This window comes from Acinetobacter guillouiae CIP 63.46 (assembly GCF_000368145.1).
Classification (GTDB): Bacteria; Pseudomonadota; Gammaproteobacteria; order Pseudomonadales; family Moraxellaceae; genus Acinetobacter; species Acinetobacter guillouiae.
In genome coordinates this window covers 220,737-237,150 of record NZ_KB849285.1, presented here as the reverse complement: position 1 = coordinate 237,150, position 16,414 = coordinate 220,737, and the positions used below count along the sequence as shown (strand labels likewise).

At 38.7% G+C, this 16,414-nt stretch carries 15 protein-coding genes and 4 tRNA genes; 16 read left to right on the top strand and 3 right to left on the bottom strand.

The genetic code is table 11. From position 1 onward, the window contains the following. Positions 1–90: 90 nt before the first annotated feature. The 6 genes from F981_RS18035 (at position 91) to lysM (ending at position 3,881) form a co-directional block, all read left to right on the top strand. Positions 91–654 carry a YceD family protein gene (locus F981_RS18035; protein WP_004723966.1) on the top strand — a complete coding sequence of 188 codons (564 nt, stop codon included), beginning with the start codon at positions 91–93 and terminating at the stop codon, positions 652–654. A gap of 74 nt (positions 655–728) precedes the next feature. Then, a complete protein-coding gene (gene rpmF, locus F981_RS18030) occupies positions 729–914 on the top strand; it encodes a 50S ribosomal protein L32 (protein WP_004723964.1) in 186 nt (61 codons plus the stop codon). 166 nt (positions 915–1,080) lie between these two features. Then, complete coding sequence (fabD, locus tag F981_RS18025; protein ID WP_004723962.1) at positions 1,081–2,067, top strand: ACP S-malonyltransferase; 987 nt, start codon at positions 1,081–1,083, stop codon at positions 2,065–2,067. After that, positions 2,064–2,798 (top strand): 3-oxoacyl-ACP reductase FabG, encoded by a 735-nt coding sequence (gene fabG / locus F981_RS18020; protein WP_004723960.1) that lies wholly within the window; start codon positions 2,064–2,066, stop codon positions 2,796–2,798. The genes fabD and fabG overlap by 4 nt, the downstream gene beginning before the upstream one ends. A gap of 86 nt (positions 2,799–2,884) precedes the next feature. Then, the gene (gene acpP / locus F981_RS18015; RefSeq protein ID WP_004723957.1) at positions 2,885–3,121 is read left to right on the top strand and encodes an acyl carrier protein; all 237 of its coding nucleotides are present in this window, start codon (positions 2,885–2,887) and stop codon (positions 3,119–3,121) included. Between the two features lie 286 nt (positions 3,122–3,407). Continuing rightward, a complete protein-coding gene (lysM, locus tag F981_RS18010) occupies positions 3,408–3,881 on the top strand; it encodes a peptidoglycan-binding protein LysM (RefSeq protein WP_004723955.1) in 474 nt (157 codons plus the stop codon). A gap of 203 nt (positions 3,882–4,084) precedes the next feature. Here lysM and F981_RS18005 read toward each other — a convergent pair whose 3' ends face one another. Further along, on the bottom strand, positions 4,085–4,723 hold the full coding sequence (locus tag F981_RS18005; RefSeq protein ID WP_004723953.1) for a peroxiredoxin: 639 nt from the start codon (positions 4,721–4,723) through the stop codon (positions 4,085–4,087). 336 nt (positions 4,724–5,059) lie between these two features. On the opposite strand from F981_RS18005, the gene secA reads away from it, so the two are divergent. The 9 genes from secA (at position 5,060) to F981_RS17960 (ending at position 12,528) form a co-directional block, all read left to right on the top strand. Further along, positions 5,060–7,777, top strand: coding sequence for a preprotein translocase subunit SecA (secA, locus tag F981_RS18000; protein ID WP_004723952.1), 2,718 nt, complete (start codon positions 5,060–5,062; stop codon positions 7,775–7,777). A gap of 149 nt (positions 7,778–7,926) precedes the next feature. After that, positions 7,927–8,289: a hypothetical protein gene (locus F981_RS17995; RefSeq protein ID WP_004723950.1), complete on the top strand. Its 363-nt coding sequence runs from the start codon at positions 7,927–7,929 to the stop codon at positions 8,287–8,289. A 169-nt stretch (positions 8,290–8,458) separates the two neighbouring features. Next, positions 8,459–9,679 (top strand): bifunctional glutamate N-acetyltransferase/amino-acid acetyltransferase ArgJ, encoded by a 1,221-nt coding sequence (gene argJ, locus F981_RS17990; RefSeq protein WP_004723948.1) that lies wholly within the window; start codon positions 8,459–8,461, stop codon positions 9,677–9,679. Positions 9,680–9,828: 149 nt separating this feature from the next. Then, on the top strand, positions 9,829–10,896 hold the full coding sequence (gene nadA, locus F981_RS17985) for a quinolinate synthase NadA (protein ID WP_004723946.1): 1,068 nt from the start codon (positions 9,829–9,831) through the stop codon (positions 10,894–10,896). A gap of 152 nt (positions 10,897–11,048) precedes the next feature. Next, positions 11,049–11,125 (top strand) — tRNA-Pro (locus F981_RS17980). Positions 11,126–11,170: 45 nt separating this feature from the next. Then, a tRNA-Arg gene (locus tag F981_RS17975) sits at positions 11,171–11,247 on the top strand. A 41-nt stretch (positions 11,248–11,288) separates the two neighbouring features. Then, positions 11,289–11,364, top strand: a tRNA-His gene (locus F981_RS17970). A gap of 23 nt (positions 11,365–11,387) precedes the next feature. After that, positions 11,388–11,464: transfer RNA gene (locus tag F981_RS17965), tRNA-Pro, on the top strand. Between the two features lie 881 nt (positions 11,465–12,345). Beyond that, positions 12,346–12,528: a hypothetical protein gene (locus F981_RS17960; RefSeq protein ID WP_004723944.1), complete on the top strand. Its 183-nt coding sequence runs from the start codon at positions 12,346–12,348 to the stop codon at positions 12,526–12,528. 22 nt (positions 12,529–12,550) lie between these two features. Here the strand turns inward: F981_RS17960 and F981_RS17955 are convergent, their stop codons facing one another. After that, entirely contained in the window at positions 12,551–13,615 is a 1,065-nt protein-coding gene (locus F981_RS17955) for a phage portal protein (RefSeq protein ID WP_004723942.1), read from the bottom strand. Continuing rightward, on the bottom strand, positions 13,612–15,381 hold the full coding sequence (locus F981_RS17950; protein ID WP_004723940.1) for a terminase large subunit domain-containing protein: 1,770 nt from the start codon (positions 15,379–15,381) through the stop codon (positions 13,612–13,614). The genes F981_RS17955 and F981_RS17950 overlap by 4 nt, the downstream gene beginning before the upstream one ends. Before the next feature lie 187 nt (positions 15,382–15,568). Between F981_RS17950 and F981_RS17945 the strand changes: the two genes are divergently transcribed. After that, a complete protein-coding gene (locus F981_RS17945; RefSeq protein ID WP_004723938.1) occupies positions 15,569–16,411 on the top strand; it encodes a GPO family capsid scaffolding protein in 843 nt (280 codons plus the stop codon). The last annotated feature ends 3 nt before the right edge of the window (positions 16,412–16,414 follow it).

Here is a 16,414-nt window from a genome sequence, read left to right as displayed (position 1 = left end):
ATTACTCAAGAGATCTGTCTAAATAAGTACAAAATTGTATCTTAATCTTTGACAGAGTACCTATGAATTTGTAGAATTGCCGCCTTAATTATGTCAGCAAATACCTTTCCGGCACAGATAGAGCCGTTTAAATGGGCTGAACAAGGCTTTACATGGTCAGGTACCCTGCCATTGTCTCGCTTTGTTCGTATTTCCCGTGAAGCTGTTGGATCAATTGATGATCAATTGATCAATATAGACTGTAAGCTATCAATGGATGCGTATCATCGTATTGTTTGGCTAGATGGTCATGTAGATACTAAAGTTCCAATGGAATGTCAGCGTTGTCTGGATTCTGTTGAAATTACGTTAGTTTCTGACTTCCATTTGGCTTTAATAGATGATGAGTCACTGATAGAGCGCTTGGATGAGGATGCTGATTTCATCGTACTAGGTGAAAGTGAAGCAACAATTAAAGGGGATTATTTAACCAATACTCCTTCGACTGTTGATTTACTTGCACTTTTAGAAGATGAATTGTTATTGTTGATGCCTCTGTCTCCTAAGCATGACGCTTGTGAACATAAGCATCAACCAGCCGTTCAGGACACTGTTGAAGAAAAACGGGATAATCCGTTTGAAGTTTTGGCAGGTTTGAAGGGTAAACTTAACTAAATTTTGTGTTATACTGTTAAGTTAAGACAACCGAATTTGTTCTGATCCATTTTTTCGATTTGTAAGGAGCCATCATGGCCGTTCAGCAAAACCGTAAAAGTCGCTCTCGCCGTGACATGCGCCGTTCACATGACGCTTTAACCGAGAATGCATTAACTGTAGACCAAACTACTGGTGAAACTCACCGTCGTCACCACGTGACTAAAGATGGTTTCTACCGTGGTCGTCAATTATTCGCTAAAGCAGCTGATGCTGAATAATTGGTGAACTATTAAGCGCAAGCTTAGTAAAAAAATGGGAGCGAAAGCTCCCTTTTTTTGTTTTCAATGACTGGGGTTTTTGTTGTATTTCGCAATTAAATAAATTTTTTTTTAATGTAAAATTGCGCCATCGGAAACGATCAAGATTAAATAAGGGACTTTTTATATGTCTGCCAAACGACTCGAACAAGCAGCTCAAGCAACAAAAACTGCATTTTTGTTTCCAGGTCAAGGTTCACAAAAAGTGGGTATGCTTGCTGAACTTGCAGAACAGTTTAGTGGTGTACAAGAAACCTTTACTGAAGCATCAGATGCCATCGGTTTTGATTTATGGCACATTGCACAAAGCGGTGAAGGTTTAGATCAAACTGAAAATACTCAACCTGTTTTATTGACAGCAAGTATTGCTTTATGGCGTGTATGGTTAGATCTTGGTGGTGTTGTACCAAAATACCTCGCAGGTCATTCCTTAGGCGAATACAGTGCTTTAGTTGCTGCAGAGTCGATGACTTTGGCAGATGCAGTCAAGTTGGTAAATTTACGCGGTAAATTGATGCAAAGTGCTGTGCCTCAGGGGCAAGGCGCGATGGCGGCTATTCTCGGTCTAGATGACGCGAAAGTACTTGAACTGTGCGAGCAAGCCAATGTGCAAGGCCGTGGTTCTGTTGAAGCTGCAAACTATAATGCACAAGGCCAAGTTGTTATCGCAGGAGACAAAACTCTAGTCGAAGCTGTCATGACTGTTGCCAAAGAAAACGGCGGTAAAGCAATTGCATTACCTGTATCTGTACCATCACATTGTTCTCTAATGAAACCTGCTGCCGAACAGTTTGCAGAAGCTTTGGAACAAACTGCCATTGAGCTACCAAGTATTCCTGTAATACAAAATGTCAATGCTGGAATCGCGACAGATACAAGCCAATTACGCTTAGCATTAACGGCGCAACTGTATCAGTCAGTACAGTGGACTAAAACCATGCAATTCATCCAAGACCAAGGTATTCAGTATGTTGCTGAATGTGGTCCAGGTAATGTATTGGCGAATTTAGCAAAACGTTTACCAAATATTGAAAAAGCATTTCCACTCGATACACAAAGTCGTATGGAAGATGCACTGAATGCTATCTTAGTGGCTGAAGGGAAAATTGCATGACACAAGAACGCAAAGTCGCATTAGTGACAGGCGCGAGCCGAGGGATTGGTGCTGCCATCGCTCAGCAATTGATTCAAGACGGTTATTTTGTTGTAGGTACGGCAACATCAGCAGCGGGCGCAGAAAAACTTTCAACAGTTTTTGCTGAAAACGGTGCTGGTGCATTACTTGATGTACGTGATGGTGCTGCAATTGATGCATTGGTATCTGACATTGAACAAAAATATGGTTCAGTGATGATACTTGTGAACAATGCAGGGATTACCAAAGACAATTTATTGTTACGTATGTCTGAAGATGATTGGGACGATATTCTCAATATTCATCTTAAAGCTGTATTCCGCTTATCTAAACGTGTATTGAAAGGTATGACCAAAGCTCGCTTTGGACGCATTATCAATATCAGTTCTGTTGTTGCGCATTTTGCTAACCCAGGACAAGCCAACTATTCTGCTGCAAAAGCAGGGATTGAGGCTTTCAGTCGCAGTCTTGCAAAAGAAATGGGAAGCCGTCAGATTACAGTTAACTGTATTGCGCCTGGTTTTATCGCAACAGAAATGACTGAGCAGTTAAGTGAAGATATTCGCAAAAAAATGAGTGATCAAGTTGCGTTAAACCGATTTGGTCAACCAGAAGATATTGCAAATGCAGTAAGTTTTTTGGCTTCTGACAAAGCCAGTTACATTACAGGCACAGTATTACACGTAAATGGTGGTTTATACATGGCGTAATGCGATGTATAAACTTTGAAAAAAGTAAATATTCAATTAAACTATCAGGCAATTAAAAGCCGCCACAAGCAATGAGGAGAATTCCTGTGAGCGATATCGAACAACGCATTAAACAAGCTGTTGCAGAACAATTAGGTATCAAAGCTGAAGAAATCAAAAACGAAGCATCTTTCATGGATGATTTGGGTGCTGATTCTCTAGACCTAGTAGAACTTGTTATGTCTTTCGAAAATGACTTCGACATCACTATTCCAGATGAAGATTCTAACGAAATCACAACTGTTCAATCAGCTATCGACTATGTAACTAAAAAACTTGGTTAATGTGTTGATTGTATAGCACGTTGTTGTTATACGTAAAAAGACCACCTTTAGGTGGTTTTTTTATGCCTGAATATAGCTGTATTGAGTGAATGTTTGCTTGGCAATGTCTTAACCTAAAAAGCAACTAAATAAGTTTAAAATCAAAAACATTGGTTACATACCGTTACCTTTTTATCACCAATGACAACGCACACTCCGACGCTTTTTCGCTATAAAAATAGAGTTCTTAAATTTGTATAACAGTTCACAGTAAAACAACTTTCAATAATGATATGGAGTACGACATATGGGTCTTTTTGATTTTATTAAAGGAATTGGCAAGAAAAATACCGCACCAGCTGAGCCACAAGCAGCACCAGCAACGCCAGCAGAACCGTCTGCACAAGAAATTGCCAATAAGTTATTGGGGCACATTAAAGCGTTAGGCTTGCCAGTAACAGGGCTTTCGGTAAGTTATAATGGTACTTCTGATTTGGCCACGATTCACGGTCAGGTACAAACTCAGGCAGATAAAGAGAAAATCATTCTTGCTGTGGGAAATATTGACCATGTGGCGCAAGTTGATGATCAAATGACAGTTGCAACACCTGAGCCTGAAAGTAAGTTCTATACGGTTAAATCAGGCGATAATTTGTCTAAAATTTCAAAAGAATTTTATGGTGATGCCAACCAATATAATAAAATTTTTGAAGCGAACCGCCCATTGTTAAAAAATGCGGATGATATTTTCCCAGGACAAGTTTTACGTATTCCTGCATAACATTTGTTCGGTGATCTTTGATCATAAAAGGCACTTCGGTGCCTTTTTTTTAAATGATTTTGCTTTTATTTTAGTATTTGGTGTGTTTTGCAGAGGGAAAAGAGTTTCGTTGCAATCAGTAGATATTAAAAAAAGACCACATCAAGTTTGGATGTGATCTTTTGAAGTTAGTTAGCTCTAATCTAAAAAATCAATATTGCATATTATTTATTGGGTTGTGGGGTAAGACGAAGATAAGGCTTAACCGCCGTATAACCTTTTGGGAAGCGTTCTTTAAGCTCCGCTTCATCTTTGATCGACGGGACGATGACAACATCTTCACCATCTTGCCAGTTTGCAGGTGTGGCAACTTTATAATTGTCAGTCAGTTGTAATGAATCAATCACACGTAGAATTTCTTTAAAATTACGTCCAGTTGATGCAGGGTAAGTAATGATTAAGCGAACTTTCTTATTGGGATCAATAATAATTAAAGAACGTACGGTGAGCGTTTCACTGGCATTTGGATGAATGAAATCATACAGCGTTGACACCTTACGATCTTTGTCTGCAATGATTGGGAAGTTTACAGTAGTATTTTGCGTTTCATTGATGTCGTTGATCCAACCTTTATGTGATTCAACATCATCGACTGAAAGGGCAATGGCTTTTACCCCACGCTGTTCAAACTCATCTTTTAGTTTTGCGGTATAGCCCAGCTCAGTGGTACATACTGGCGTATAATCAGCAGGGTGTGAGAATAAAACACCCCAACTGTCGCCCAAGTAATCATAAAACTTAATTGGACCTTCACTAGATTCCTGAGTGAAATCTGGTGCAATGTCACCTAATCGTAAAGTCATTTTGAAACCTCAATATTTAAAAATGTTGTTTGTTATTTGGCTCGTCCAAACTACTATTACCCAGTTTTTTTATAATTAAAAATAGTGTTTTTGTATTTCTTTATGAAGAAAATAGATATTAATAAAAGAAGCATATGAAAAAAAACATATAATTGATCTCTACCTCACTGCAAATATCGGTTAAATTTGCTACATTAATGCGCCTTAGCTGATACGTGCTAGAACTAATCGTCAGATTTTTTTGATTGGATTTGTGCAAAACCCTTGTACTTCAAATTTCTACCACCATAATATCGTCTGAGAAAAATTTATTTCACAAAGATTTAGAGAGTTTATATGTTGGCAAGTCTGATCGGAGGAATCTTCGGTACTAAAAACGAGCGCGAACTAAAACGTATGCGTAAAATTGTCGATAAGATCAATGCGCTCGAGCCGACGACATCTGCACTCAGCGATGCAGACTTATCTGCAAAAACTGAAGAATTCAAACAAAGATATAAGAAAGGTGAAAGCCTAGATAAATTAATGCCAGAAGCGTTTGCGGTGTGTCGTGAAGCAGCAAAACGTGTCATGGGTATGCGTCATTATGATGTGCAGCTCATTGGTGGTATTACTTTGCATGAAGGAAAAATTGCAGAAATGCGTACAGGTGAAGGTAAAACCCTGATGGGTACTTTGGCTGTATATTTAAATGCAATTAGTGAGCAAGGTGTTCATGTCATCACGGTCAACGATTACTTGGCACAACGTGATGCTGAATTAAACCGTCCGCTTTATGAGTTCTTGGGCTTAAGCGTTGGTGTAATCTATTCGATGCAATCACCAATAGAGAAAGCTGAGGCATATCGTTCAGATATTACTTACGGTACCAATAATGAATTTGGTTTCGATTATCTGCGCGATAACATGGTTTTCTCTATGGCAGAGAAAAAGCAACGTGGTTTGATTTATGCGATTATCGATGAGGTCGATTCGATCTTGATCGATGAAGCACGTACACCGTTGATCATTTCTGGTCAAAGTGATGACTCATCACAGCTTTATGTTGCAATCAATAGTATTCCACCAAAGTTGCATGCTCAAAAAGAAGAAAAAGTCGCAGATGGCGGTCATTTCTGGATTGATGAAAAGCAACGTCAAGTTGAAATGACTGAAGTCGGTTATGAAACTGTTGAAGATGAATTGATTAAAATGGGTTTATTGGCTGAAGGCGAAAGCTTATATTCACCATCAAATCTAAACCTCGTTCATCACGTGTCTGCTGCAATTCGTGCACATTTCCTGTATCAACGTAATGTTCACTACATTGTACATGATGGTGAAGTAATCATTGTCGATGAGAATACTGGTCGTACTATGCCAGGTCGTCGTTGGTCTGAAGGTTTGCACCAAGCTGTTGAAGCCAAAGAAGCACTCGAAGTTCAACCTGAAAACCAAACTTTAGCAACAACCACATTCCAGAACTATTTCCGTTTATACAAAAAGCTTTCAGGTATGACAGGTACTGCTGATACTGAAGCTGCGGAAATGAAAGAAATTTATGGTTTGGATGTTGTGCTTATTCCAACCCATCGTCCGATGATTCGTAATGACCAAAACGATTTAATTTATTTAAACCGTAATGGTAAATACAACGCAATTATTGAAGAAATTCAGAAAATTCATGAAGCAGGTGTTGCGCCTATCTTGATTGGTACTGCAACCATTGAGGCTTCAGAAATTTTATCTGATAAGTTACGAGATGCGGGAATTACCCATGAAGTCTTGAACGCTAAACAACATGAGCGTGAAGCAGACATTATTGCCCAAGCGGGTTCACCGCGTGCAGTGACCATTGCAACCAATATGGCAGGTCGTGGTACCGATATTTTGCTTGGTGGTAACTGGAAAGCAAAACTTGCCAAAATTGAAAACCATACTGCGGAAGATGAAGCTCGTCTTAAAGCAGAATGGGAACAAAACAATGAAATGGTGTTGAGTTCAGGTGGTTTACACATCATCGGTTCTGAACGTCATGAATCACGTCGTATTGATAACCAGTTGCGTGGTCGTTCTGGTCGTCAAGGTGACCCAGGTGTTTCACGTTTCTTCTTGTCATTAGAAGATGATTTGATGCGTATCTTCGCAGGTGATCGTGTTGTTGCAATGATGCGTGCGATGGGACTACAAGAGAATGAAGCCATTGAACATAAAATGGTGTCGCGTTCTATTGAAAATGCACAGCGTAAAGTTGAAGCACGTAACTTCGATATTCGTAAAAACTTATTGAAATACGATGATGTAAATAACGAACAACGTAAAATTATTTACTCTCAACGTGATGAAATTTTAGAGGAAAGCTCACTTCAAGATTATATTGAAGAAATGCATCGTGAAGTCGTAAAAGGCTTAATCGAAACCTATATTCCACCTGAATCAATCCATGATCAATGGGATATTCAAGGGCTTGAAAATGCATTGAATGAAGACTTAGGCATTAATCTTCCTGTAAATCAATGGTTGGAAGAAGATCGTCGTCTAGATGAAGAAGCCTTGGTTGAACGTATTTCTGATGAGATCGTTACACGTTACCGTAATCGTCGTGAACAGATGGGTGATGATACTGCTGCGACACTTGAACGTCACTTCATGCTGGGTTCTTTAGACCGTCATTGGAAAGACCATTTGGCTGCGATGGATTATTTGCGTCAAGGGATTCACTTACGTGGTTATGCACAAAAGAACCCTGAACAAGAATATAAGAAGGAAGCCTTCAATTTATTCGTCAATATGTTGGGTGTGATTAAGTCAGACGTGGTTACTGATATTTCTCGTGTGCATATCCCAACACCTGAAGAGCTTGCTGAAATGGAAGCTCAACAACAGGCTCAAGCTGAATCTATGCGTCTTAACTTCGCACATGATGAAGTGGATGGCTTAAGCGGTACGGTAAGTAACGAAATTGTTGATGCACAATTCACTCATAGTGATGAGGTTGTAGCTCCAGAAAGCCGTAATGCACCTTGTCCTTGTGGTTCAGGTTTGAAATACAAACAATGTCACGGCAAAATCTAATTGAGTGAATAGACTCTGAAAGTGTTACAAAAAAGCAGAACAATTGTTCTGCTTTTTTTACAAGTTATTACCATGCGTTAATTTTTATTGCAGGAAATGTGATTAAGTGGTATTAAGTTGCTCAATTGGAAAAGATCTTTGGGAAGATAATGAAAAAATTATTAAAACCTTTATTTGTTGTAACTTTAGCAGTTCCAGCATTGGCATTTGCTGATACGGCACCACAAACGACGACAGTGGAAAAAGTACAAGCTGCTACAGGCGCAGTAACAGCCCAAGCAGAAGTAAAAAATGAAACCACGACTGTAATCAGTCCACGTACTGGTATTCGTTATACTTTAGGGAATACAGGCGGACGCCCAATTATTTTAAAAACTGCGGCGATTGCAGCAGTAACACCTGCTACGGTTAATCGCGTTGTTGCTTCAAATCCAGCGTTGTCAGTATCTAGTCAAGAAAAAGTAAAGCAAGCATTATTGGCTGCGGATACCACGACTGCTGTTCAACAGTAAGGTATTGATGATGTGATGAAAGCCAGTATATTTACTGGCTTTTTTATTTTATATTCAAATGAATAAGCTTTTCTTATAGTAAAAATAAATAAGCATTTTAATAAGCTCGATTTTTATAGAGAATTCTAATAAGCTGTGTTTTCATTCTAATTCATATGGACATTTGAAAATGGCTGTTGGTGACGTGTCTATGCCGCATATGCATGTGGTACAAGGTGTAAAAATTGGCTCTGCTGAGGCGTATGTCCGTTATCCAAATCGACGAGATTTAGTTATTTTTGAATTTGCACAAGGTACCAATGTTGCGGGGGTATTTACCCAAAATGCATTTTGTGCAGCGCCCGTTCATGTGTCCAAAGCACATTTAGCACAAGCCAATCCACGCTATTTGGTCATCAATACCGGGAATGCCAATGCGGGTACAGGCAAATTGGGCATGCAAAATGCACAATTGACCTGTTTAAAGCTTGCTGAGTTAGCGCAGGTAGAAGAATTTGAGGTATTGCCATTCTCTACAGGGGTCATTGGCGAACAGCTGCCGATTGAGCGTTTAACGAAAGGTTTACAGCCTGCACTAAATAGTTTGAATGACGCTTCATGGCCGGACGCTGCGACTGGGATCATGACCACAGATACCACACCAAAAGGTGCCTCAGAACAGTTCGAGCTTGATGGTATAACGTATACAATGACTGGGATTTCTAAAGGTGCAGGCATGATTCGCCCAAATATGGCGACCATGCTGAGTTTTGTTGCAACCGATGCGCCAATTGCACGAAATCTTGTGCAAAAAATGTTAAAAATTAGCGCAGACCAATCATTTAACCGAATTACTGTGGATGGTGATACTTCTACCAATGATTCATGCATCTTTGCTGCAACAGGCATGGCTGGTGGTGTAGAAATTAGCAGTGAAGATGATGCACGCTATACGGTGGTCTTGGATGTTTTATCGCGTGTGATGAAGCGTTTGGCACAACTGATTATTCGTGATGGAGAAGGGGCAACCAAATTCATTACTATCATGGTTGACGGTGGAAACGACACACAAGAATGTTGTGATATTGCTTATAGCATTGCCCATTCACCATTGGTCAAAACGGCAATTTTTGCGTCTGATCCAAACTGGGGGCGTATCCTTGCTGCGATTGGTTATGCTGGCGTGAAAGATTTGGATGTTGAAAAAATTCAAGTCTGGTTAGACGACGTGCAAATTTGTAAAGATGGTGGTGCTGCTGAAGACTATACCGAAGAAGCTGGTGCGCGTGTAATGTCACAGACAGAAATGACCATTCATGTAAACCTTGGTCGAGGGCAGGCCAAAGATACGGTCTATACTTGTGACCTATCATATGATTATGTGAAAATTAATGCGGACTATCGTTCTTAATTGCTGATTTTTTAAGGAGCCTCATTCGTGAGGCTTTTTTATAACAAAACATTTTTCGTGGTGAATTTATGTGCGCTAAACCGTACAATCAATTCACAAGTGTATAAACGCTAGCATGATGCCAGCGACAAGGAAAGAGAAGACCTCTTATGAATGATGCGAATAATTTAATTGCCAACGAAGCAAAATCGGTTGTGCAAGCGCATTTAGATCGTTTAGGTGAACCTAAGGACAATAGTCTGAGTTCAGCGGTAAAACAGCAGAAGTTTGCGCAAATTAAAGCTGAGTTGCAAAAAAACAATGCTGTTTTGGTGGCACATTATTATTGTGATCCAGATGTACAAGAACTTGCGGAAGCGACAGGTGGTTGTGTTTCTGATTCTTTGGAAATGGCACGTTTTGGACGTGATCATGAGGCATCTACTCTGGTGGTCGCTGGGGTTAAATTTATGGGAGAAACCTCAAAAATTCTTTCTCCTGAAAAAACAGTACTTATGCCAACTTTGGAAGCAACCTGTTCGCTTGATCTCGGTTGTCCTGTAGATGAATTTACCGCATTTTGTGATGCGCATCCTGAGCATACTGTTGTGGTCTATGCCAATACTTCAGCAGCAGTTAAAGCACGTGCAGATTGGGTGGTGACTTCAAGTTGTGCTGTAGAGATCATTGAACACTTAGACAGTTTGGGCGAGAAAATTATTTGGGCACCAGATCAACATTTAGGCCGTTATATTCAAAAGAAAACCGGTGCTGATATGTTGCTTTGGGATGGTGCTTGTATCGTGCATGAAGAGTTTCGTGCCCGTGGTATTGAAAAGATGAAAGCGCTGTATCCGAATGCAGCTGTATTGGTACATCCTGAGTCACCAGAATCCGTGATTGATATTGCGGATGCGGTGGGAAGCACCTCACAACTGATCAAAGCAGCTCAAACATTGCCACAAGACACTCTAATTGTGGCTACAGACCGTGGTATTTTCTATAAAATGCAACAAGCTGTACCGCATAAGACCTTGATTGAAGCACCTACAGCAGGTGAGGGTGCAACGTGTCGTTCTTGTGCGCATTGCCCGTGGATGGCAATGAATGAATTAGATGGTATTTTGTCAGTTTTGCAAAAGGCCGATCAAGAAATATTCGTAGATGCTGCTTTGGCTGAACGTGCTAAATTACCTTTAGATCGTATGTTGAACTTTAGTGCTCAATTAAAACGATAGAAATTGTATAAAAAACATCTGAAATGTTTGATTAATATACATTTGACGTGTTTTTTTAACTTTTTTTCAAGATAGGTGTTGACGTCTTGTGGCGTCACGCCTAGAATGCACACCGTACCGCACGATGTGCGATACATAAAAGCTGAGATGAACGGAGCATAGCACAGCCTGGTAGTGCACCTGGTTTGGGACCAGGGGGTCGTAGGTTCGAATCCTACTGCTCCGACCAATTCTTCAAGGCAAGTTAATCTGTGATATTAGTATCATTGGTCATGCGCCTGTAGCTCAGTTGGATAGAGCATCCGCCTTCTAAGCGGATGGTCACAGGTTCGAATCCTGTCAGGCGCACCATATGTTGCTTGATACTATAGATCCTAAAACTTAATGTGACGGTGGATGTAGCTCAGTTGGTAGAGCCCCGGATTGTGATTCCGGTTGTCGTGGGTTCGAGCCCCATCATTCACCCCAATTCCTTAAGTTTGTTGTAAATTCGGAGCATAGCACAGCCTGGTAGTGCACCTGGTTTGGGACCAGGGGGTCGTAGGTTCGAATCCTACTGCTCCGACCATTTATTTGATTTTATTAGAAAAATATCTATATATACAGTTTTATTCATTCTTTGATATCTGTTTACTCTTTTTATTACTTAGTTTGTATCAGTCATTTTGACTTACATTACCATTCCCATATCACTCCCATACTTAAAATTAAATTCGAGTGAAATATCAGCAAAACTCTGTATTCTTGATTATTGAAAATAAGTTGAGGGTAGTTAATTTTTGAAGTAATAAAGTAATATTTTTAAATAATTAATATATAATCAGTAGCTTATAAAGATTTCTAAAAGTAATTTTTAAGTAATAATGAGGTAATTTAATACTGTACAAAATAGTATTTTTTTATCAATTGCTGTTTCAATAAAATCAATGGTTTATAAAAAATTACTTCTGAAATTACAAAATATTACCTCAAGGTGTAATATATTTTATTTATATTTTTCAATTGTTTATATCTGATTATTACTTTATTACTTCAAATGTTTGTCAAAGCCGAGAAAGACTTAAATTTTGTTCCTTGTTTTACCAATCGGTGTTGTTTATGTCCGATAAATCTTGTCGGTGAAATTTTTGTTTAGCTGTCATTTATGCAAATTAATATTTTTGTATTTTGCAGTGAAATGCAGTATTCAAAAATTAGCCTAAGCACTGAGAAAGCCTAATAACAACGCATCATTCAAGACCATTACATTTTCCTTGCCTCTGTAGTAAATCAGCCATATTTAGTGTGGGCAGGTGGGGTGGGGCAACTGCGCGGCTGCGCCTACCCAAATAGAATAAATGATAATAATTCTTATTAAAAAATAATCCGATAAAAATCAACAAATTGCTTGATGTGTGTCCTAGTTCGAGCGAAAATATAATCATAACTTAATGATTTAAAAGGTTTTATATGTTAAATGAACGTCAAAGCGTAGTTAAAGAGAACATAACGAGAGCGCAGTTAAAGATTGTAAAGATCAATGAAGAATTAATGAAATTGAAGGAAGAGGATTGTAATAATCAATTTGCTGAAATAGCTATAAATCATGTTAATCAAGAATTGAAATCGATATTGGAATTTTTAAATCCATAAAAAAAAGCCCTTAGGGCTTTTTTTATTTTGTCGTTATTAATTCGAAATCTTTAAATCTAATTACTTCATCGCCAATCATTTCATTGAGCTGTAACATCTTGGCTTTCAATGGCCCACCTTCATTAAAATTATATGCTTCCGATGCAGATTTGATATCACCAAAGCCACCGGCATTTGATGGAATGATCCCTAAAAGCTGTGGGTAGACTCGCATCGATGCAAGCATGTCATCACGGCTAGTTCCTTTGATGCTAACAAAATCATCCTTTGCAGCAATCTCAGATGTGGGAATGACTTGAATACCATCCTTTTTACCATTCGGGCTGTAATAGAACAGGTTACGAAAGTTCCCTGGACCTTTACTTTCTTTCAGTGCTGTTCTGAGTGCAGTAATGTCATTTGGATCTGAAGCTGGGTCATTCACATAAAGAATAAATCCTGCATGTGATCCATTGTTATAGTATTTACGACGGAATAATGTAGCTGAGTCATTGAGCCAAGCACTTTGCAGAGCAGACAAATATTCAGGCACACCATAAATCTCTTGATCAATATCTGTTTCACGAACATGAAACACTCGACCATTCATGAATTCATGTTCAACATAACCATTGTGATCATTGGACAAATAAAAATATTGGCCAGGTAAATCACCAACTCGAGTATATTTTGATAAAGCAGCTTTAAGTTGAATACGATTATTCAAACGTGAACGAATATCTTCTAAGTAAAAGTTACCACTCCATAAAATATCCAAAGCGATTTGATCAAAATCCTTTTTACTCAAATGTGGATGTGGAATAAATAAATTAGATAAATAATTTTTCTTAAAATTGATTGCACTACTCAAATATGGTGTGCCTTTTACCGTTTTTGATAAGCCATGTAAATTGGCTTGTGGTTCATACCAACGGCCATTAAACCAACACTCCATATAATTTGATAAGTCATGGCCATCAGTTATTGGAGTTGCATCTCCAAATGTAAATGCCTCAGTTTTAGGATTTGAATGCATCGGAAAGTTAGGGTGAGGGCGTAAATTCAATGCATTACTTAAAATGTTTTTTGCAATAGAAAATGGTTTCATGAATAAATCTCGATCATTGAAGAATTGGTTTCTGTAATACCTGCGAGTGGTTCGTTATAAATTGCATGCATGAGTGCCCATGCGAGATCCGCATGACCTACTTCATCCGAACGCCCAGCTGTAAACGTGATTTGTTTTTGTGAAGCAGTTAGTGTTTTTTTAATGCTCATTAATGACTGAGTTAAATCTTTATTGCCTGAGTCATACTCAAGACGACCATTTCTGACGACATCTAATGTTTTATAAACAAGATTAGATTTAACTTCTGGCGAATAATTAAATGTAGTTAATGCAGGGAAAAACTGGCGTACAAGTTCTGCAACACCATAGCCCATACCAGTAGTATCAATTCCGATATAAACCACGTTATAACGTAGGGTTATATTTCTGATATGTTCTGCTTGTTGGGCAAAATCATCACCTTTAAATTGATGACACTCTAAAACACGAAATTTACCACCAGGAACAAGGGGTGGGGCAACAACGACTAAACCTGCATTGTCCCCCGTTCTTGCTGGGTCATAACCTACCCAGACTGGTTTATTAGCAAATGGCCTTGCATGATGTGGTTTAAAATCTTTCCAAATTTCCCAAGTATCAATCATGCATGATTGCATCATAGCCAATGGAAACATTGATTGACCATCATCAACAAATTCACACATGTAAAGATTTTGAAAAGCATCTGGAGACTTTTCAAATTTCAGACGTTCAATATCAAATAAATCACAACCGCCTGCTTGAGCATCTTCAACTGTGACTATTTGTCGCCACATCAAGTCTTCACAAACTCGACCATCTTTTAAAGCATCATGACTAACATCAATTTTTAAATGTTGATCTTTGGGTTTACCTTTATTAAAACGAGTTCCAGTCCAAAACTCATAGGCTTCATGTGTGATGGATGATGGTGTTGAGAAATAAGTCAAACGCCAGTTTTTATGAGTTGCCATACCTGAGGCAACTTCCTCAAGTTCTTGGAAACCATGGGTCCAAAATATTTCATCAAAATATAAATTTCCGTGATGACCCTGAGCTGTCCTGTAGTTTGTTCCTAAAAATCTGAGTTCAGCACCATTGGATAATAGAATTGGATCTCCAGTCAGTTCTACACCACAAATTTCCTGAGCATATTTTTTTATATAGTGTTTAAAAATATGTGCTTGGGCTTTAGATGCTGACAAGAAGATTTGATTTCGACCTGTTTTTAGTGCGTCGATCAGTGCTTCAAATGCAAAATAATAAGTTGCACCAATCTGACGACTTTTTAGGATCATTCTAGAACGTTGGTCCATTGCACGGTACCAAGTCCATTGGTACTCAAACAATCGTTCTTCAAATGCCAGTACCATTTCTTCGATTTGTTCTTCATCAAAATGGTTCGGTACTTTTTTACGGGGTGCTGAGTTACGTCTTTGAATATTAGGATTTAGATCAGCTTCAGATCCATCCAAGCGATATTTTTCTATTCGAGCGAATTCTTTATAAGTCCGCATTAACAAATCAATTTCTTTGATATCACCAGATGTTTTTTTATTTTTAAGAATAAGTTGCATCAGACGTACAGTCAGTGCACATTCAACACGATTTTCAGGCTTTTCTTTTTCCCATTCGTCCCGTGTTTTCCATGCCTGAACTGTCCGTTCTTTTTCTTCGAGTACTTCTGCTATATCGACAATTTTCCAACCAAGCCAATAAAGGAACTTTCCTTTCAGCTTGTTGTCCATGATCAAGTGCAGATTTGCGATGGGGGATAGGTCATTCATTACAATGTTTTGCTTATTTTCTATAAGCGAACATTGGCAGTAAGAAATCTAACAATCAGTTCATGTGAGTTGTAAAAAGGCTTAATACAAAAGGGTTTAATTGCTTGGTTAGCGCATAATTGCCCATCCTGCACCTATTCAAAAGCGTGATTTTTATCCGTCCATTTTTTTATGAATAGGTTTGCAAATGAGCAAAGAAGATAAGAAATATAAATCGAAGTGGTTTCGTATTGCCGTGGCAGGGGATACCACAGATGGTCGTGAAATTCAGCCAGAATGGATCGTCCAAATGGCGCAGAATTATGACCCAAATACCTACGGTGCTCGTATCAATATTGAACACTTTCGTTCAGTTTTTCCTGACGGTGTTTTTGGTGCTTATGGCGATGTCATTGCGTTAAAAACAGAAAAAGTCACAATCAGTGGTGAAGAAAAAGACGCACTTTTTGCCCAAATTGAACCGACTCAAAGTTTGATTGATCTCAATCAGAAAAAGCAAAAAGTCTATACATCCATTGAGGTAGACGAAAACTTTGCAGGTAAAGGTTCCGCATACTTAATCGGTTTGGCTGTGACAGACTCACCTGCATCATTGGGAACCGAATATTTGCAATTTGCTGCTACAGCAAAATCCAATCCTTTGGCAAGTAAAAAACAACGCCCTGAAAATCTGTTTACTGCTGCAGTAGAGACGGAATTCGAATTTGAAGAAGTCAAAACACAGCAATCATATTCCGCAGGCTTGGTACAAAAAGTAAAAGACCTGTTCTCAAAACAACAAAAGTCAGAACAGAAGTCTGCGGAATACTTTTCTGAGCAAGAACAAGCCATTGTTGAAATCGCAACTGAAACTGCAAATCAAGGTCAAACGGTTTCAAAACTTGAAAATGATTTCAATACTTTAAACACAGAACATGAGCAGCTGAAAAAAGATTTCAATGAATTTAAAACCAAGTTAGAAGGTGAGCCTGATCAACAGCCACGTCCAACTTCAGGAAATTCAAAATTCACTGAAACCGTTGATTGCTAAAAC